Genomic DNA, 17,371 nt, shown 5'->3' with positions numbered 1-17,371 from the left:
CCGACGCTCCATCTAGCCGCCCATGACCCAGAAGACTCCCGTGACCGTCCTCACCGGCTACCTCGGCGCCGGCAAGACCACCCTTTTGAATCGCATCCTCACTGAGGACCACGGCAAGCGTTACGCCGTCATCGTCAATGAGTTCGGCGAGATCGGCATCGACAACGACCTGGTGGTCGGCGCCGACGAGGACGTGTTCGAGATGAACAACGGCTGCGTCTGCTGCACGGTGCGCGGCGACCTGATCCGCGTGGTCAACGGCCTGATGAAGCGCCAGCGCCCCGGCAAGCCCGCCTTCGACGCCATCATCGTCGAGACCACGGGCCTGGCCGACCCCGGTCCGGTGGCCCAGACCTTCTTCGTCGACGACGAGGTCAAGGCCAAGACCCAGCTGGACAGCGTCACCGCCCTGGTCGACGCCAAGCACGTCATGGCGCGTCTGGATGACTCGAAGGAAGCGCGCGAGCAGGTCGCCTTCGCCGACCGCATCATCCTGAACAAGATCGACCTGGTGGACGAGGCCCAACTGGGCGCCGTCGAGGCGCGCCTGCGCGCGCTGAACCCGCTGGCCCCCATCGTCCGTGCCGAGCGCTCGAACGTGCCGCTGGATCAGGTCCTGGGCCTGCACGCCTTCGATCTGGAGCGCATCCTCGAGGTCAAGCCGGACTTCGTGAACCCGCCCCACGGCGCCGAGGGCCATGTCCACGACGAACACTGCGGCCATGATCACGTTCATGACGAGCATTGCGGTCATGACCACGATCACGGCCATGACCATCATGCCCATGGCCCGCGCGGCCATGCCCACAACGACGACATCAAGGGCATCTCCCTGACGCTGGATCGCCCGCTGAACGGGGCGAAGTTCACGGCCTGGCTGGACAAGCTGCTGGGCGAGCAGGGTCAGAACATCTTGCGCGCCAAGGGCATCATCGACGTGGACGGCGAGGACCGCCGCCTGGTTTTCCAGGCCGTGCACATGATTCTGGAAGGCGACCTTCAGCAGCCCTGGGGCGACAAGGAACGCCGCTGGAGCCGCGCCGTCTTCATCGGCCGCGACCTCAACGAGGCCGAACTGAAGGCCGGGTTCGAGGCCTGCGCGGCATGAACCCGCCGCCCAGAGCGAGGGTCGAGGCCAAGGTGATCTACGGCACGCCCGAGTTCGAGATCGTCAAGAGCGGCGACCACGTGCGCTGCGCCGTCTCGGGCGCGGTCATCCCGCTGGACATGCTCAACTACTGGAGCGTGGAACTGCAGGAAGCCTACGCCTCGGGCGCTCTGATGACCCAGCGCTGGGTCGAGACGCATAAATAGAACGCGCACCCTCTCCCGGCGGGAGAGGGCTTGAGGCTCGGAGAGCCGCAGGCGATCCGCAAGCCGAAAGGGTGAGGGGGTTGTCCTTTCAGTCGGCGTAAGCCGTTGCGCGGCGGCCTTTGGCCGACTTCGACCGCCAACCCTCACCCTTTCGCGCAAGGGCGACGGCGTTGCCGCCGCGCGCTCAAGCCCTCTCCTATCGGGAGAGGGTTTTCAGCCAGTCCGTCATCACTTTCGCCAACACTTCCGGCTGCTCCAGCGGGATCATATGGCCGCTGTCGGCGACGTGAACCAGCGTCGAGCCCGCGATCCCGCGATGCAGTTCCTCGGCCTCATCCATTCCGCGTAGCCGGTCGGCGTCCGCCGCCACGATCAGGGTCGGCTGATGAATCTCGCCCAGCCGGTCGAGGTCGCCGGCGCGGGCCATGGCCGACTGGCGATGGAAGACCTCGCCGCCCAGTCGCAGGCCCATGTCGCGCACCCGCGCGATCATTGCTTCGTCCCCGGCCAGATCGGGATGCAGGGACGAGACGATGGCCGGACGGCTCAGGCCCTTGAACGCCTTGGGGGCGGCCTTGAGCGCCGAACGGCGTTGGCGGATCAGTTCCTCGGTGTCGCCACGCGCCGAGGTGGCGATCAGGATCAGGGCCGCGACCCGGTCCGGCGCGATGCGCGCCAGTTCGCGCGCCACATAGCCGCCCATCGAAAAGCCCACGGCGACGAAGCGATCGGGCGCATCGCTCAGGATGGCGGCGGCCATGCTCTCGATGTCCTCGCCTCGGCTCAGGTCGGTGGCGACCAGAGGCCCGAACGGGGCGAGGTCATCGGCCATGGCGTCCCACAGGGTGGCGTCGGCCATGAAGCCGGGGATGAGCAGCAGGATCATGGGCCTCTCTATAGGCCCAAGTCGGCGTGCGGCGCGACAGACGCGATGCAGGAGGCTATGAGGCGCGTCTGACTTTTCCTGCCTTGCGTGAGCCGCCATGCCGACCTTCTCCTTCGACGCCCAGGTCACCGCCGCCCTGTTCGACAAGACGGGCGCCATTTTCGCTCTGGGCGACGGCTCGGTGCGCTTCGAGAACGGCGCCCGCAGCGAGGTCCATGACGGGGCCGTTTTGTGCGCCGGCGTCCACCCCTCGGGCGAGGGGATCGTCACCGGCGGCGATGACGGCAAGGTGGTGTGGAGCCGCGAGGGCGAGAGCGTCGTCCTGGCTACCGCAAAAGGACAATGGATCGACGCCATCGACGCCTCGGCCGAGAGCGGCCTGATCGCCTTTTCGGCGGGGCGCACCCTGTCGGTGATCGACAGCAAGGACGTGGCCTTCCGCCGCGACTTCCAGCACGAACGCACGGTTTCGGGCGTGGCCTTCGATCCCAAGGGGCGCCGCATCGCCACCTCGACCTATGGCGGGGCCTGGCTGTGGTATGCTCGCATCGAGCAGCAGCAGCCGGTCAAGATGGCCTGGGCGGGCTCGCACCTGATGGTCGGCTTCTCGCCCGACGGCGCCTTCGTCGTCACCGCCATGCAGGACAATCAGATGCATGGCTGGCGTCTGAAGGATCAGAAGAACATGCGGATGGGCGGCTATCCGTCCAAGATCAAGAGCTTCGCCTTCCTGGCCAAGGGCCAGCTTCTGGCCACCGCCGGCGCCCAGGGCGTGGTGCTGTGGCCCTTCATCGGCGCCAACGGCCCGATGGGCCGCGAGGCGACCGAGATCGGCTTCGACGAATCCACCCTGATCGCCCAGGTCGCCGCGGCGCCTGCGCACGGTCGCCTGGCGGCGGGTTTGGAGGACGGCCGCGTCTGGTGGGCCGATCCGGCGGGGCAGGGGCTGGACTTCATCAGGAAGGACAAGGGGGCGCCCATCGTCGCCCTGGCCATGAGTTCGGGCGCGGCTCGCGTCGCCTGGGCCGACGAGGACGGTCAGGCGGGCGTGGTCTCGCTCTGAGATCGCGCTTGCGCTGAAGCTTGAGCCCGGCAGGATGGCGTCATGACCCGTGCGAAGACCCGCAAGCGGCGCCCGCTGCTGACCCTGCTGCTGATCCTGGCTCTGATCCCGATCGGCGGGGTGGTGCTGCACCGCTTCGTGCCGCCGCTGTTCACCATCCTGATGGTCCAGCAGGCGGTCGCCGGGCACGGCATGGACTATCGCTGGCGGTCGCTGGACCACATCTCGCCGCGTCTGGTGGAGGCGGTGATCGCCGCCGAGGACGCCCGCTTCTGTCAGCACCATGGCTTTGACGTCGAGGCCATCCAGAAGGCGCTGGAGGCCAATGAGCGCGCCGAGCAGCGGGGTTCGGGCAAGGTGCGGGGCGGCTCGACCATCAGTCAGCAGACGGCCAAGAACGTCTTCCTCTGGCCCGGCCGCGACTGGGTCCGCAAGGGGCTGGAGACCGGCTATACGGGCCTGATCGAACTGGTCTGGGGTAAGCGCCGGATCATGGAGATGTATCTGAACGTCGCCGAGTGGGCGCCGGGCGTCTATGGCGCCGAGGCTGCTTCGCGTCACTGGTTTGGAAAGAGCGCCGAGAACCTGACGGCCCGCGAGGCCGCTCGTCTGGCCGCCATCCTGCCCAGCCCGCGCCGCTACAAGGCGGCCTCGCCCGGCCCCTATGTTCGCCGCCGGGCCAGCCGCATCCAGGCCGCCATGGGCACGGTGCGCGAGGCGGGGCTGGACCGCTGCGTCAACCGCTAAGGCGGCGTTAACCGTCAGCATAGAGCCAAGCCTTAACCGAACCGCGTCACGATCCGCCGGAATGCGGGCCTGCGCCCGTCGCGGATTTCAGGGTGCGATAGCGGTGACGAACGGGCTGACGAAGGGGATGAACCGGCTGGCGCATGCCGTACGGCGCTTTGCAGCGCGCTTCGCCAGGGGCGCAGGCGGCAATGTGGCCATGCTGTTCGCCCTGGCTTTGCCGGTGCTGCTCATGGTGTCGCTCGGCGCCATCGACATCCACCAGGCGTCCAAGGTGAAGGCCGACCTGCAGGATGCGCTGGACGCCGCGGCTCTGGCGGCGGCGCGGTCGAAATACACCACCGATAGTGATCTGGACCGGATCGGTTTGGCGGCGCTGCAGGCCAATATGCCAGCCTACTTCAAGACGGATGGGGACGGCGTCCTGCTCCGCGATGAAGCCAGTTTCACTCTGGTGGACAACAGAATTGTCGCCGACGCCCGTGTGGATGTGAAGGTCCTGGTCGCCAATATCATCCTGCCGCCCTACGGCCAGATCCTGGATGACTACCTGCCGGTAGGAAGCCGCTCGGAGGTTCTGCGCGCCTCGCGCAACGTCGAGGTGGCGCTGGTGCTCGACATCACCGGTTCGATGGCCGACGGCGGCGCCTTGGCCAGCCTGAAGGACGCGGCCAAGGAATTGGTCGGCATCGTGGTTCAGAAGGAGCAGGAACCCTTCACTTCTCGTGTTGCCCTGGTCCCCTACTCGATGGGCGTGAACCTAGGATCCTACGCTGACAAGGTGCGCGGACCGTTGCAGGGAGTTAAGGATATTAAATCTGCCGGTTGGGGTGACAGCAGTAAGAACATTTCACAGATTTCGTCCGGAACTTTTACATCGACCGACCATGGTCTTAAAGAAAACGAATACATCTATGTCAGCGGTGTTAAGAATGCTTCCAGCGGTTTAAATAATTCTATCCACCGGGTGTCCTATGTGAGTGGTAATACATTCAAGTTGTCGAATTATTCTCGGAGCGGATCGGGCGGAACATTCCGACGTTGTTGGGCGGCGAACTGCGATGTGGTGGTGACAACCTTGACCGCCCATACCCTTTCAACCGGGGATCGCGTAAAAATGTCCGGTGTCCAGGGCATGACGGCCCTGAACAGCAACAATAACCCCTATTTTCTGGTCGCCAAGATTTCCGACGACCAGTTCAGCGTCGGCCTCAAGGGGCCGGATCAAGCCGCCTACAGCCGCGGCGGCACGGTTCAGTGCGGCTATGACGGCTGTACCGAGCGGTATTTCATCGGTCGGAACAGTGCGACGGCAGTTAGGGAGCTTCCGTCCAGCACCTGCGTCAGTGAACGTCTTTGGACCGTCCGGAACAACAGAGGCGAACTGATTCCAACCGATCGGACCCCAGATGTGAACGATTGGGTTGGCCGCAACTATCCACATTCCGGCAATCGTTGCCTGAGCAATCAGATCACGCCCTTGACCCATTTGGTCGACACCAAGGACGGGGTGAACGATCAGATTGACGCCTATCAAGCGGCCGGCTCCACAGCAGGTCAGATTGGCATCGAATGGGGGTGGTATGCGGTCTCGCCGAACTTCAACTCGATCTGGCCAGCGGCCAGCGCGCCCAATGACTATGAGCCGTCGAAAACCCTGAAGGCGGTGGTGCTCATGACGGACGGGGAGTTCAACAACCCCTATTGCCAGGGGGTGATTTCCAAGGACGCGCCGACTAAAGGGTCAGGCGATACCAATTATCAGATCAATTGCAGCGCGCCGAACGGCACTCCCTTCGCTCAATCCGTGGCTCTGTGCGACGCGATGAAGAGGGAGGGGATCGTCGTCTATACCGTCGGCTTCAACCTGAGCACCGCCATTGGAGGGCCGGGTGTCGATACTGCGCGCGAGGTCATGCAGGCCTGCGCCACCAGCACCGGTCACTTCTTCACACCGAACAAGAACACAGATCTGTCTGAGGCTTTCAAGGCGATTGGCCGGGACATCACCCGACTGCGCATCGCTCGCTGACGCGGGTGAGCGGACAAGCAAAAAGGGCCGGCGGATCGCTCCGCCGGCCCTTCTTCCTTGTGGCGATGCGCCGATCCGTCAGATCAGGCGGATCTCCTTGAGGCGCTCCATCAGGAAGTCCTCGGCCAGGATGGTCTTGCCCGCATAGCGGTCGGGGTTTTCCGCGGTGATGGTCGAGGGCAGGGTCTCGATCGGGAAGTCCGGGTTGAAATGCAGGAAGAAGGGCGTCGAATAGCGGGCGAAGCCGCGACGCTCGGGGGCCGGGTTGACCACGCGGTGCGTCGTCGACGGCAGGACGTGGTTGGTCAGGCGCTGCAGCATGTCGCCGATATTGACCACCAGGGCGCCGGCGGGCGGGGCGATGTCCAGCCACTCGCCATCGGCGTCCTTGAGCTGCAGACCGGCCTCTTCGGCGCCCAGCAGCAGGGTGATGACGTTGATGTCCTCATGGGCGCCCGCGCGCACGCCCGGCGCGTCGGCGGGAACCGGCGGATAGTGCAGCATGCGCAGGACGCTGTTGCCCAGTTCGACCTTGTCCTCGAAATAGTCGTCGCCCAGCTTCATGTAGCGGGCGATGGCCTTGAGGATCTTGCGACCCAGCTGATCCAGGGCGTCGAACATGCCGTAAAGGTGGCTCTGGAAGCCCTCGATCTCGGTCGGCCAGACATTGTCGCGCATGTATTTGCGATAGGGGTGGCCTTCCGGCAGTTCGCGACCGACGTGCCAGAATTCCTTCAGGTCCACGGCGGCGGCGCCCTTGGCGGCTTCGACGCCGAAGGGGGTCAGGCCGCGCGCGCCGCCCGTGCCGGCCTGGTGATACTGGCGCTTTACGTCTTCCGGCAGGGCGAAGAAGGCCTTGGCGTCGGCGATGGCGGCGTCGATGGTCGGCTGGTCCAGGCCGTGGTCGGCGATGACGGCGAAACCGTAGCGCGAGAAGGAGGCGCCCAGGGCGTCGGCGAAGGCCTGGAAGTCGGCGTCATAGCCCTGCATCGACACGGGGACGATGGCGCGGGTCTTGGTCTTGTCCTCGGCGGAGGATGCGGTCAGCGATGAGCTCACGGGCGGTTCATGCCTCTGAATGAAAATATGGCGGCTTCCATACGCCTTGCCGGAACAAATTGGCAGTCCGGCGCCCTTTCGGCTTGGCGGCTGACCTTTGACTCTCAAGCCTGGCTGTTGTGGTGTGGCGGTTCAGTCAGAATGGAGGGACCCCATGGACGCACGCTCGCAGCCCGAACCGCCGAAGGGCGAGGGGGTGTGGACCCTTCTTCAAAGCCGGACCGACCGTAGTTTCTGGCAGCAGACCCGCACCTTGGCGCCCGGGCGGTCTCTGACCTGGTTCGTCATCGCGCGTCCGCCCGAACAACTGAGCTATGACAGTTTTGACGAGGCCGAGGCCATGTTCCGAGCGATGGACGAGGACTGAGGCGGGTCAGACAGGACGAAGGCCCCGCGGGTGCTCCGCGAGGCCTTCGATGGTGGAGCTTAGCGGAGTCGAACCGCTGACCTCTTGCATGCCATGCAAGCGCTCTACCAACTGAGCTAAAGCCCCGCGCCTTGCGGCTTGGGTATGGACCGGCGAACCGGGGTAGAATGGACGAAGGCCCCGCGGGATTTCCGCAGGGCCTTCGATGGTGGAGCTTAGCGGAGTCGAACCGCTGACCTCTTGCATGCCATGCAAGCGCTCTACCAACTGAGCTAAAGCCCCGAACCTTTCGGTCGGCCTCGCCGGAGATTTGCGGCCCCGGCGAGGGGCGGAAACTATGTCAGGCCTTTTGAGAGATCAAGCCGCTCTGACAACTTTTTTTCCGCTTATTTTTCCGACCCTTGGTATCAGTCGTCGTCGCGCGACGGCTTGACGATCTCGTCGTCGAGGTTGTCGTCGTCCTCGTCTTCGATGAAGGGCACCGAGTCATCGTCGTCGTCGCCCAGGGCGTCGTCGTCGTCGCCGTCCGAGGAGCCCATGCCGGCGTCGTCGCTGGGCTCGGCGTCGTCATCGTCGTCGGGCGTCAGGATCGGCTCATGGCCATCCTCGTCGATTTCAGGCGTCGAGGCTTCGGTGTCTTCTTCCTCGTCGTCGCCGTCGGCGGCCTTGTCGGCGACCTGATCCTCGGCCTCGTCATCGGCGGCGAAGCCGGGGCCCGTGCGGCCGCGAACGCGACGGTTGCGCAGGGCTTCTTCAAGCGGATCGAACTCGGTGTCGCACTTGGGGCAGTGCGCCGGACGACGGTTCAGGTCGTAGAATTTGGCCTGGCAGTTCGGGCAGACCTGCTTTTGGCCCAGTTCGGGTTTGGCCACGGGATTACCTTCGCAGGAGTTGAATTTCGGAATTAGGCCGGCTCCCTTGCCACCCAAGGGGGCCGCTGTCAAAAGCCTTCTTGTCCGCTTAGCGCGGCCGTTCCTGAACAATCGGAGTTTTTGGCCAGGTGACCGCCTCTTCGACCCTGACTGCGCGCCCTGTTTCCGCATCCCTGAAGGGGGCCGTGCGCGCGCCGGGCGACAAGTCCATGTCGCACCGCTCGCTGATCTTCGGCGGCATGGCCGAGGGCGTGACCGAGATCGAGGGCCTGCTGGAGGGCGACGACATCCTGGCCACGGCGCGTGCGGTCGAGGCCCTTGGCGCGACCGTGGAGCGGCTGGGCGAGGGGCGCTGGCGCGTGACCGGGCAGGGCGGGTTCACGACCCCGGCTTCTGTCATCGACTGCGGCAACGCCGGGACCGGGGTGCGCCTGCTGATGGGCGCCGCCGCCGGCTACGACCTTAGCGCCACCTTTGACGGCGACGCCTCGCTGAGGAAGCGACCGATGAAGCGCGTCACCGGGCCGCTGGCCGACATGGGCGCGCGTTTCGACTGGGACGCGGCCGAGGATCGCGTGCCCCTGACCCTGCACGGCGGAAGCCTGAGCGGCATTGAATATGTGCAGACGGTGGCCTCGGCCCAGATCAAGTCGGCCATCCTGCTGGCCGGGCTGAACGCGGCGGGCGAGACTGTCGTGGTGGAGCCGGAGAAAAGCCGCGACCACACCGAGCGGATGCTGCGCGCCTTTGGCGCGACGGTGGACGTGACCGAGGAGGGCGATGGCTGGCGCATTCGCCTGCAGGGCGGGCAGAAACTGGCCGGAACCGCCGTGGCCGTGCCGGGCGATCCGTCCTCGGCGGCCTTCCCCCTGGCGGCGGCCCTGATCGTTCCGGGGGCTGAGGTCACGGTCGAAGGCGTCATGCTGAACCCGCAGCGCACCGGCCTGTTCGACACCTGGATCGAGATGGGCGCCGACCTGACCATCTCCAACCGCCGCGTCAGCGGGGGCGAGGACGTGGGCGACATCACCGCCCGCTATTCGGCGCTCAAGGGCGTCGTCGTGCCGGAAGACCGCGCCGCCTCTATGATCGACGAGTATCCCATCCTGTCGGCGGTCGCCGCCTATGCCGAGGGCCGCACCATCATGCGCGGCATCGGCGAGATGCGGGTCAAGGAAAGCGACCGGATTTCGCTCATGGTCGCCGGCCTGAGCGCCTGCGGCGTCGCGGTGGAGGAAGAGGCCGAGGGCTTCATCGTCACCGGCGGCCCCGTGAAGGGCGGCGCGACCGTGGCCACCGCCCATGATCACCGCATCGCCATGAGCCACCTGATCCTCGGCCTGGCCGCCGAGCAGCCTGTCTCGGTGCTGGACCCGGAAATGATCGCCACCAGCTTCCCCGGCTTCGTCGCGATGATGAACGGCCTGGGCGCGGACATCGGATGAGGGCGTCTGGATCGGCCGTACGCATGCCCTGGCTGGGTCATGTCGTCGCGGCCGGTCTTCTCGGCGTCCTGCTGTGGATCGGCGGGCGCGAACTGATCGAGATCGTTCAGAGCGGCTGGTTGCCGGGCCGAAAAGGGCCGGGCCTGAGCGCCGGCGATCATCCGGTCGCCTTCTGGGGCATGATCGTCTTCATCGGCGCGGGGTTGGCATGCTGCGCCGGCGTGGCGACGGTCTGCGCGTGGTCGGCCTTTCGTGCGCTCTTCGGGCGGGAGCGGTCGCATTGACGGGGCCTCGCGGCGTCAACACGCCCGCATCCAGGCCCCTGCCGGCGCATGTCGTTTTCAGGGCGATAGGCGCCGGTCTGCTGGTTCTGTGTCTGAGCTTTTTGCTGTTCGCGCTCGGCTTTTTCGTCGAAGGCCTGTCGGACCTTTCGGACGGCCGCATGAACGGTCACGCGGCCCTGGACCTGTCGGAGGCCGTCGCTGTCGAGCGCTTCTGGCGTCGTATCGGGATCATGCTGGGATCGAGTGCGGTTCTGCTGGTTTTCGCGCTCGGATGTTTCCGGATCGCTTGCGTCCTGAGGCCGAAGCCGTGAGAAGCAACGGACACGCCCGGCGGGCCGTGAAGGAAATATCGATTTGAACAAGCATCTTGTCATCGCCGTCGATGGCCCCGCCGCCTCGGGCAAGGGGACGATCGCGGCGCGTCTGGCGACGCACTACGGCCTGCCGCATCTGGACACCGGCCTGCTGTATCGCGCCGTCGGTCTGGCGGTGCTGGACGCAGGACAGGATCTGGGCGACGCGGCCGCGGCTGAGGCGGCGGCCCTGTCGCTGGACCTCGCCGGCCTGTCGAATAATCCGCGCCTGACCGAGCGTCATGCGGGCGAGGCGGCCAGCCGGGTCGCCAGCCATCCGGGCGTGCGCGCCGCCCTGCTGAAGTTGCAGCAGGACTTCGCCAGCCAACCTGGCGGGGCGGTTCTGGACGGTCGCGACATCGGCACGGTCATCGCCCCGGACGCGGTGGCCAAGCTCTATGTCACCGCCACTCCCGAGGTCCGCGCCGAGCGTCGCTGGAAGCAGCTGACGGCGCGGGGGCAGGACATCGCTTTCGCAGACATGCTGGAGGACATCCGTCGTCGCGACGAACGGGATTCTGGTCGGGATTCCGCCCCCATGGTCCAGGCCGAGGACGCGGTCTTGCTGGACACGACCGATCTGGGTATAGAAGCCGCCTTCGATGCGGCCCGCCGTATCGTCGAGGCGGCGCGCGTCCGGGCCGGGGTTTAGACCTTGGCTGGACAAATCCAACGCTCCTGACCTCGGCTGCCGCGGGCGTACTGGCTTTATTTGTTTGCGCCCCTTGCGCCAGCCTCGCGTCCTGACGACCTGATTTTCCCTTTCTATCTCTTTATCCACCCGCGCGGGGCCATTCGGTCGCGCGCCTCAACCCCAGAGCTACATGACCGACACCCATAACCCCTCGCGTGACGATTTCGCCGCGCTGCTCGACGAACAACTGCAGGGTCGCGACCTTGGCGAAGGCCAGGTCGTTCACGGCCGCGTCGTCGGCATCGAGAAAGACATCATCATCATCGACGTCGGTCTGAAGACCGAAGGTCGCATCCCGGCCCGTGAATTCGGCATCGGCGAAGGCGCCGTCATCCCGAAGGTCGGCGACAACGTCGAAGTCTACCTGGAACGCGTCGAGAACGCCCTGGGTGAAGCCGTCATCAGCCGCGACAAGGCTCGCCGCGAAGAAGCCTGGACCCGTCTGGAAGTCGTCTTCGCCGAAGGTCAGCCGGTCAACGGCGCCATCGTCGGTCGCGTCAAGGGCGGCTTCACCGTCGACCTGGGCGGCGCCTCGGCCTTCCTGCCCGGCTCGCAAGTCGACATCCGCCCGGTGCGCGACGTCGGCCCGCTGATGGGCAAGGAACAGCCCTTCGCCATCCTGAAAATGGACCGTCCGCGCGGCAACATCGTCGTCTCGCGTCGCGCCATCCTGGAAGAAGCCCGCGCTGAGCAGCGCACGGAGCTGGTCGGCCAGCTGCAAGAGGGCGAAGTCCGCGAAGGCGTGGTCAAGAACATCACCGACTACGGCGCCTTCGTCGACCTGGGCGGCATCGACGGCCTGCTGCACGTCACCGACATGTCGTGGAAGCGCGTCTCGCATCCGTCGCAAGTCCTGGCCGTCGGCGACACCGTCAAGGTCCAGATCGTCAAGATCAACCCGGACACCCAGCGCATCTCGCTCGGCATGAAGCAGCTGCAGTCGGATCCGTGGGACGGCGTCGAAGCCAAGTACCCGGTCAACGCCAAGTACACCGGCCGCATCACCAACATCACCGACTACGGCGCCTTCGTGGAGCTGGAAGCCGGCGTTGAAGGCCTGGTGCACGTCTCGGAAATGTCCTGGACCAAGAAGAACGTCCACCCTGGCAAGATCGTCTCGACCTCGCAGGAAGTGGAAGTCATCGTCCTGGACGTCGACAGCGCCAAGCGCCGCATCTCGCTGGGCCTGAAGCAAGCCCAGAACAACCCGTGGGAAGCCTTCGTCGAGGCTCACCCGGTCGGTTCGACCGTCGAGGGCGAAGTCAAGAACGCCACCGAGTTCGGCCTGTTCGTCGGCCTGGACAACGACATCGACGGCATGGTCCACCTGTCGGACCTGGACTGGAACGTGTCGGGCGAAGAAGCCATCCAGCGTTACCGCAAGGGTGAGACGATCAAGGCCAAGGTGCTGGACGTCGACATCGAGAAGGAACGCGTCTCGCTGGGCGTCAAGCAACTGGGCGGCGACCCGATGGAAGGCGACGTCTACAAGCGCGGCCAGCAAGTCACCGTCACGGTGACGGCGGTTGAAACCGGCGGCATCGAAGTCAAGTTCGGTGAAGACGACGCGCCGGTCACGGCCTTCGTCCGCAAGTCGGACCTGTCGCGCGACCGCAACGAGCAACGTCCGGAACGCTTCGCCGTCGGCGATCGCGTCGACGCCATGATCACGGGCATCGACAAGGCCACGCGCCGCGTCTCGGTGTCGGTCAAGGCGCTGGAAATGAAGGACGAGGCCGAGGCCATCGAACAGTTCGGTTCGTCGGACTCGGGCGCTTCGCTGGGAGACATCCTGGGCGCCGCGCTTCGCGAGAAGGCCGGTTCGAAGGAATAATCTTCCTCATCGACCAGAAAACGGGGCGGCTGGAGCGATCCAGCCGCCTTTTTTCTTGCGCCCGAGGCAAGAACCCGCACCAATGGCGAGGCTAGCCCGTGAGAATCGTTCCTAATCCGACGAGACCCCTTTCTTCCTGCGGCGTCAGACGGTTAGGGTGCGGACCTGAACGGAAGCGACTGCATCTGAAACAGCCACGGGCGGGGGCCTGAATGATCAAGTCTGAACTGATCGAGAAGCTGGCGGCCGAGAACATCCACCTGACCCACGCCGAGGTGGAGCGGGTCGTCAACGTCATCCTGGGTCAGATGACCGAGGCCCTGTCCGACGGCGGCCGGGTCGAACTGCGCGGTTTCGGCGCCTTTTCGGTGCGCAGCCGCCCGGCGCGGGTCGGGCGCAATCCCCGCACGGGCGAAACCGTGGAAGTTCCGGCCAAGGCCGTGCCCTTTTTCAAGAGCGGCAAGGAACTTCGTGAGCGCCTGAACGCTTCTGGCGACGCCTGAACGAAAGACTGATCCATGAGCCTGTTTTCCGAATTCCGCGAGTTCGCCGCCCGCGGCAACGTCGTCGACCTGGCGGTCGGCGTCATCATCGGCGCCTCGTTCGGCAAGATCGTCACCAGCCTGGTCGATCAGGTGGTGATGCCGCCGATCGGTCTGCTGCTGGGCAAGGTCGACTTTTCCAAGATGGAATGGGTTCTGGTGCCCGAAAATCCGGCCACCGAGGCCGTCGAGAAGGTGGCGATCCAGTACGGCGCCTTCATCAACACCCTGATCCAGTTCCTGATCGTGGCCTTCGTGGTCTTCCTGGCGGTCAAGGGCATCAACAAGCTGCGCCGCGAGCAGCCGGCCGAACCGGCCGCTCCTACCCCGACCGAAGCCCTGCTGGCCGAGATCCGCGACGAACTGAAGGCTCGCCCCTAACCGAGGGCGCCGGCCTTGGACTCGATCGGCGCGGCCTTGTCGGCGAACCATCGCCTCGCAGTCGCGGCCGGTCGTGCGGGCAGGGGACGCACACAGAACGAATAATCGCCGTCGAACGGGGTAGGGCGCCAGTCGTCGGCGCCCTCGACGTCGGGGGCGAAGGCGACATGGCAATGCCCCCAGCCGCCCTCGCGTCGCGCCCTGCGCGCCAGGGCGCCCAGGTCGTGCAGGGTGCTTTCCGTGACGACCTGCAGCCTGACCTTGGCGGCGCCGAGGGTCGGAGCGATCTGCAGCAGGGCGGCGAGCAGGGCCGGGATGGCGGCCCTGTCGTGATCCAGCGCCTCCAGGTCGAGGATTTCCAATGTGGGCGGCTCGATCGAATTGCCCTTGCTAAGCAGGGCCAGGGCGTGACCGGTGATCTCGCCGTCCCGTCGCCGCGCCAGATGCAGGGGCTGCACGCTGAGGTCGGGGTCCGACAGTCGCCAGCGCATCATGGCGGGGCTGCGGTCCGCCGTCACGCGCCCCTGGGCCTGCAGCGCCGTCCAGAAGCGACCATAGGGCGACGAGTCGGAGAGGTCGCTCAGGCCCATGACCCCGTCCGCGAAGGTCAGGCTCTCTACCGGTCGCGCGGCACGGCGCGGCGGCATCAACTGTTCTCCGAGCCAGCGCGCGGCGCGCGGCTCCCGCGCCACCAGAGCCCGCAGGCCCCGGCTGTAGAGGCAGGCGGCGGGGTTGATGATCCACGACAGCTTCTGTGCGTGGGTCCTGGTCGGCCAGGCGACCATGCCGAACTTTCGATACAGGGGGCTGGAGCGGGCGTTGGCGTTGAGGGTGTAGCGAAGGAAGCAGCCAGGCTGGGCCATGAAGGTGCTGATCAGGTCGCGACTGCGGCCCTTCTGTTCGGGCGGGACGATGACGGAAAAGCCCGTCGCGCCGAAAAGGGGGCGCTCGCCGATCCAGAACCGCTGGATGAAGTTGCCGAGGAAGGCGGCGGGTCGACCCTCGGCGTCCTCCACCACCCAGCCGGCAGGCGCGGACAGGGCGGCGCGGGCGGGATTGCTCTCCAGCCAGCGCCAGCCCTCAAGGGACCGTTCGGGCCACCAGACGCGGCGGTGCAGGGCGTTGACGTCGGGCACGTCGGCGGGCCGGAAGCGACGAACAGTCATGAGCGTCTGACCTTTCCAAAGGCGGGGACACCGTGAACACAAATCCTAGTTGCGTGAGTCAGGCCTGCATCGCCCAAACAATCTGCAGTTGAGTTGTCGGGGCTGACAAATGCGTCATTGCGATGACGGGTCGCGGCGTTAACGCTTGTTCCCGTGGCCCTGCCGTGCTGTTTCTCCGCCCTTAATGCGCCAGTCAGGGCGTAGCAGTTGGGAGAACGCCGTTGAGCACGACGGATGGGGGGCGCGCGTTTGGAACGCGCTCGCGAGACCTGCGAAGGAACGGCGCTGATGCGCTCTTCGCCATGATGAACCGAACCGGGGGGCGCTGGGCATGAACGTCGTCATCGCCATCGGTCTGATCATCACCTTCCTCACGGGCGTGCCCGTGTTGATGCAGATCCTGAAGAACCACCCGCGTGGACTGATCATCCTGTTCTTCGCGGAGATGTGGGAGCGCTTCTCCTACTACGGGATGCGGGGCATCCTGATCTTCTTCCTGACGCAGCACTTCCTGTTCGACGACGCCATGGCGGGGTCGACCTACGGCTCCTACACCTCGCTGGTCTATCTGCTGCCGCTGCTGGGCGGGATCATGGCCGACCGTTTCATCGGCACGCGCAAGGCCGTGGCCTTCGGCGCCCTGCTGCTGGTCGCTGGTCACGCCATGATGGCCTTCGAGGGCCGGCCGGCCACCGAGACCCTGGCCTATGCCGGTCAGACCTATGAGATCGCGGCTGAAGGCCGCGGCGCCGCGCGCGAAGTCGGCATCGTCATCGACGGCCAGAAGTACGCCTTCGGTCCGGCCGAAGGCGGCGGCCTGGCGATTGAAAACCTGCCGCAAGGCGCGGCCCTTCCGGCGACGCTCCCGGCGGGCGAGTACAAGATCGAGGCCACCCGCGACATGGCGGGCGTCAACGTCTTCTATCTGGCGGTTTCGCTGATCATCATGGGCGTGGGCTTCCTCAAGCCCAATATCTCGACCATCGTCGGGCAGCTCTATCCTCAGGGCGACCCGCGCCGCGACTCGGGCTTCACCCTCTACTACTACGGCATCAACCTCGGCGCCTTCTGGGCCGCCGTGCTGTGCGGCTATCTTGGCCAGACGGTCGGCTGGTGGGCGGGCTTCGGCCTGGCCGGCGTCGGCATGGCCTTGGGCTGGGTCGTTTTCGTCCTGGGCAAGCCGCTGCTGCAGGGCAAGGGCGAGCCGCCCAACCCACAGGCGCTCAAGGCGCCGATGCTGGGTCCGATCAACCGCGAGTGGGGCATCTATCTGCTCAGCATTCTCGGCGTCGGCGTCGTCTGGTTCATGGTCCAGCGCAACGCCCTGGTCGGCACGGTCCTGACCGCGGCGACCCTCGCCTCTTTGGCCTTCATCCTCTACGTCATCATCAAGGTCTGCCAGACCCGCGCCCAGCGCGAACGCATGATGCTGGCCGTCGTTCTGATCTTCGGCTCGGTGGTCTTCTTCACCCTGTTCGAACAGGCCGGCACCTCGCTGAACCTGTTCGCCGACCGTAACGTGGACCTCAGCCTGACGCCGACGGCGATGCAGTTCCTGGGCGTCACCATTGGCACCCCGGCGCAGCTGGCGGCGGCGGGCATTACGCCCTCGGGCTTCTGGATCGACGCTACGGTGACCGCGGCCCAGACCCAGTCGTTCAACGCCGGCTTCATCCTGATCTTCGCGCCGATCTTCGCGGCCCTGTGGGCCTTCCTCGGCAAGCGCGGCCTGGACCCGAACCCGACGTTGAAGTTCGGCCTGGGCCTGATCCAGGTCGGCCTCGGCTTCATGGTCGTGGTCTGGGGCGCCGGCATGGCCAACTCGGCCTTCCAGATGCCGATCGTGCTGCTGGGTCTGCTCTACATGCTGCATACGACGGGCGAGCTGTTCCTGTCGCCGGTCGGCCTGTCGGAGATCACCAAGCTGTCCATGCCTTCGGTCGTCAGCTTCATGATGGCTGTCTGGTTCCTGGCCTCGTCCATCGCCCAGTTCGTGGGCGGCTGGATCGCCGGTCTGGCCGGCACCGAGACCGTCGGCGGCCAGGTGCTGGACCCAGGTCTGGCCCTGCGCACCTCGCTGGATATCTTCGAGAAGCTGGGCTGGGGCGGCATGATCATCGGAGCGGCCTTCATCCTGGTCAGCTTCTTCATCAAGGGCTGGTCCAACGGCGCCAACAGCGCCAGCGGTCATCCCGGTCCGGACCTGACCGACCGCGGTCAGGAAGACCAGAACATCGCCCGACCGCTGAACCCCTAGGGGCGGCGCTCGAGACAGGAAGAAGGGCGGCGTCTCGCAGGAGGCGCCGCCCTTTTCAGTTGGTCCGGGGGAAGC

Annotated in this window: 18 protein-coding genes and 2 tRNA genes; 14 read left to right on the top strand and 6 right to left on the bottom strand. The window is 65.9% G+C overall.

Annotated elements, in window-relative coordinates:
• Positions 1-22 precede the first annotated feature (22 nt).
• Together ACR9FL_RS14690 and ACR9FL_RS14685 are read left to right on the top strand one after the other, a co-directional pair.
• Entirely contained in the window at positions 23-1,108 is a 1,086-nt protein-coding gene (locus tag ACR9FL_RS14690) for a CobW family GTP-binding protein (protein ID WP_436356115.1), read from the top strand.
• On the top strand, positions 1,105-1,314 hold the full coding sequence (locus ACR9FL_RS14685) for a DUF2093 domain-containing protein (protein WP_436356114.1): 210 nt from the start codon (positions 1,105-1,107) through the stop codon (positions 1,312-1,314). Before ACR9FL_RS14690 ends, ACR9FL_RS14685 begins: the two co-directional genes overlap by 4 nt.
• A gap of 196 nt (positions 1,315-1,510) precedes the next feature.
• Here ACR9FL_RS14685 and ACR9FL_RS14680 read toward each other — a convergent pair whose 3' ends face one another.
• Positions 1,511-2,200 carry an alpha/beta fold hydrolase gene (locus tag ACR9FL_RS14680; RefSeq protein WP_436356113.1) on the bottom strand — a complete coding sequence of 230 codons (690 nt, stop codon included), beginning with the start codon at positions 2,198-2,200 and terminating at the stop codon, positions 1,511-1,513.
• Positions 2,201-2,297: 97 nt separating this feature from the next.
• On the opposite strand from ACR9FL_RS14680, the gene ACR9FL_RS14675 reads away from it, so the two are divergent.
• From ACR9FL_RS14675 to ACR9FL_RS14665, 3 genes are all read left to right on the top strand, one after another.
• Positions 2,298-3,263 (top strand): WD40 repeat domain-containing protein, encoded by a 966-nt coding sequence (locus ACR9FL_RS14675; protein ID WP_436356112.1) that lies wholly within the window; start codon positions 2,298-2,300, stop codon positions 3,261-3,263.
• Positions 3,264-3,305: 42 nt separating this feature from the next.
• Entirely contained in the window at positions 3,306-4,010 is a 705-nt protein-coding gene (gene mtgA / locus ACR9FL_RS14670; RefSeq protein ID WP_436356111.1) for a monofunctional biosynthetic peptidoglycan transglycosylase, read from the top strand.
• A 61-nt stretch (positions 4,011-4,071) separates the two neighbouring features.
• Positions 4,072-6,042, top strand: coding sequence for a ubiquitin-activating E1 FCCH domain-containing protein (locus ACR9FL_RS14665; RefSeq protein WP_436356110.1), 1,971 nt, complete (start codon positions 4,072-4,074; stop codon positions 6,040-6,042).
• A gap of 78 nt (positions 6,043-6,120) precedes the next feature.
• Here the strand turns inward: ACR9FL_RS14665 and ACR9FL_RS14660 are convergent, their stop codons facing one another.
• Positions 6,121-7,032, bottom strand: a complete 912-nt coding sequence (locus tag ACR9FL_RS14660; RefSeq protein ID WP_436358167.1) for an isopenicillin N synthase family dioxygenase — start codon at positions 7,030-7,032, stop codon at positions 6,121-6,123.
• A gap of 223 nt (positions 7,033-7,255) precedes the next feature.
• Here ACR9FL_RS14660 and ACR9FL_RS14655 point away from each other — a divergent pair, with 223 nt between their 5' ends.
• A complete protein-coding gene (locus tag ACR9FL_RS14655) occupies positions 7,256-7,468 on the top strand; it encodes a hypothetical protein (protein ID WP_436356109.1) in 213 nt (70 codons plus the stop codon).
• Positions 7,469-7,518: 50 nt separating this feature from the next.
• Here ACR9FL_RS14655 and ACR9FL_RS14650 read toward each other — a convergent pair.
• From ACR9FL_RS14650 to ACR9FL_RS14640, 3 genes are all read right to left on the bottom strand, one after another.
• Positions 7,519-7,594: transfer RNA gene (locus ACR9FL_RS14650), tRNA-Ala, on the bottom strand.
• A gap of 80 nt (positions 7,595-7,674) precedes the next feature.
• Positions 7,675-7,750 (bottom strand) — tRNA-Ala (locus tag ACR9FL_RS14645).
• Between the two features lie 125 nt (positions 7,751-7,875).
• Positions 7,876-8,340: a TIGR02300 family protein gene (locus ACR9FL_RS14640; protein WP_436356108.1), complete on the bottom strand. Its 465-nt coding sequence runs from the start codon at positions 8,338-8,340 to the stop codon at positions 7,876-7,878.
• 209 nt (positions 8,341-8,549) lie between these two features.
• Between ACR9FL_RS14640 and aroA the strand changes: the two genes are divergently transcribed.
• From aroA to mscL, 7 genes are all read left to right on the top strand, one after another.
• Complete coding sequence (gene aroA / locus ACR9FL_RS14635) at positions 8,550-9,785, top strand: 3-phosphoshikimate 1-carboxyvinyltransferase (RefSeq protein ID WP_436358166.1); 1,236 nt, start codon at positions 8,550-8,552, stop codon at positions 9,783-9,785.
• Positions 9,786-9,808: 23 nt separating this feature from the next.
• Positions 9,809-10,069, top strand: coding sequence for a hypothetical protein (locus ACR9FL_RS14630; RefSeq protein WP_436356107.1), 261 nt, complete (start codon positions 9,809-9,811; stop codon positions 10,067-10,069).
• Positions 10,066-10,380 (top strand): hypothetical protein, encoded by a 315-nt coding sequence (locus ACR9FL_RS14625; RefSeq protein ID WP_436356106.1) that lies wholly within the window; start codon positions 10,066-10,068, stop codon positions 10,378-10,380. The genes ACR9FL_RS14630 and ACR9FL_RS14625 overlap by 4 nt, the downstream gene beginning before the upstream one ends.
• A gap of 43 nt (positions 10,381-10,423) precedes the next feature.
• Positions 10,424-11,074, top strand: coding sequence for a (d)CMP kinase (gene cmk, locus ACR9FL_RS14620; RefSeq protein WP_436356105.1), 651 nt, complete (start codon positions 10,424-10,426; stop codon positions 11,072-11,074).
• Between the two features lie 172 nt (positions 11,075-11,246).
• A complete protein-coding gene (gene rpsA / locus ACR9FL_RS14615) occupies positions 11,247-12,950 on the top strand; it encodes a 30S ribosomal protein S1 (protein ID WP_105562594.1) in 1,704 nt (567 codons plus the stop codon).
• 212 nt (positions 12,951-13,162) lie between these two features.
• Positions 13,163-13,453, top strand: coding sequence for an integration host factor subunit beta (locus ACR9FL_RS14610; RefSeq protein ID WP_105562595.1), 291 nt, complete (start codon positions 13,163-13,165; stop codon positions 13,451-13,453).
• A gap of 15 nt (positions 13,454-13,468) precedes the next feature.
• Positions 13,469-13,873, top strand: a complete 405-nt coding sequence (mscL, locus tag ACR9FL_RS14605) for a large-conductance mechanosensitive channel protein MscL (RefSeq protein WP_436356104.1) — start codon at positions 13,469-13,471, stop codon at positions 13,871-13,873.
• Here the strand turns inward: mscL and ACR9FL_RS14600 are convergent.
• Positions 13,870-15,039 (bottom strand): N-acetyltransferase, encoded by a 1,170-nt coding sequence (locus tag ACR9FL_RS14600; RefSeq protein ID WP_436356103.1) that lies wholly within the window; start codon positions 15,037-15,039, stop codon positions 13,870-13,872. The genes mscL and ACR9FL_RS14600 overlap by 4 nt on opposite strands.
• 331 nt (positions 15,040-15,370) lie before the next feature.
• On the opposite strand from ACR9FL_RS14600, the gene ACR9FL_RS14595 reads away from it, so the two are divergent.
• A complete protein-coding gene (locus tag ACR9FL_RS14595; protein ID WP_436356102.1) occupies positions 15,371-17,296 on the top strand; it encodes a peptide MFS transporter in 1,926 nt (641 codons plus the stop codon).
• Positions 17,297-17,371: the final 75 nt, after the last annotated feature.

Source organism: Brevundimonas sp. CEF1 (genome assembly GCF_051353055.1).
In the GTDB taxonomy this organism is placed as follows: Bacteria; Pseudomonadota; Alphaproteobacteria; order Caulobacterales; family Caulobacteraceae; genus Brevundimonas.
Note: the sequence above shows the minus strand (reverse complement) of the source record. Positions and strands in the feature narration are given on the sequence as shown.

Coding starts and splice junctions, on each gene's coding strand:
- ACR9FL_RS14675 (WP_436356112.1), top strand. CDS start 2,298: ATGCCGACCTTCTCCTTCGACGCCCAGGTCACCGCCGCCCTGTTCGAC.
- ACR9FL_RS14655 (WP_436356109.1), top strand. CDS start 7,256: ATGGACGCACGCTCGCAGCCCGAACCGCCGAAGGGCGAGGGGGTGTGG.
- ACR9FL_RS14610 (WP_105562595.1), top strand. CDS start 13,163: ATGATCAAGTCTGAACTGATCGAGAAGCTGGCGGCCGAGAACATCCAC.
- mscL (WP_436356104.1), top strand. CDS start 13,469: ATGAGCCTGTTTTCCGAATTCCGCGAGTTCGCCGCCCGCGGCAACGTC.
- aroA (WP_436358166.1), top strand. CDS start 8,550: ATGTCGCACCGCTCGCTGATCTTCGGCGGCATGGCCGAGGGCGTGACC.
- ACR9FL_RS14685 (WP_436356114.1), top strand. CDS start 1,105: ATGAACCCGCCGCCCAGAGCGAGGGTCGAGGCCAAGGTGATCTACGGC.
- ACR9FL_RS14595 (WP_436356102.1), top strand. CDS start 15,371: ATGAACGTCGTCATCGCCATCGGTCTGATCATCACCTTCCTCACGGGC.
- ACR9FL_RS14600 (WP_436356103.1), bottom strand. CDS start 15,039: ATGACTGTTCGTCGCTTCCGGCCCGCCGACGTGCCCGACGTCAACGCC.
- rpsA (WP_105562594.1), top strand. CDS start 11,247: ATGACCGACACCCATAACCCCTCGCGTGACGATTTCGCCGCGCTGCTC.
- ACR9FL_RS14690 (WP_436356115.1), top strand. CDS start 23: ATGACCCAGAAGACTCCCGTGACCGTCCTCACCGGCTACCTCGGCGCC.
- ACR9FL_RS14630 (WP_436356107.1), top strand. CDS start 9,809: ATGCCCTGGCTGGGTCATGTCGTCGCGGCCGGTCTTCTCGGCGTCCTG.
- ACR9FL_RS14680 (WP_436356113.1), bottom strand. CDS start 2,200: ATGATCCTGCTGCTCATCCCCGGCTTCATGGCCGACGCCACCCTGTGG.
- mtgA (WP_436356111.1), top strand. CDS start 3,306: ATGACCCGTGCGAAGACCCGCAAGCGGCGCCCGCTGCTGACCCTGCTG.
- ACR9FL_RS14660 (WP_436358167.1), bottom strand. CDS start 7,032: ATGCAGGGCTATGACGCCGACTTCCAGGCCTTCGCCGACGCCCTGGGC.
- ACR9FL_RS14665 (WP_436356110.1), top strand. CDS start 4,072: ATGCGGGCCTGCGCCCGTCGCGGATTTCAGGGTGCGATAGCGGTGACG.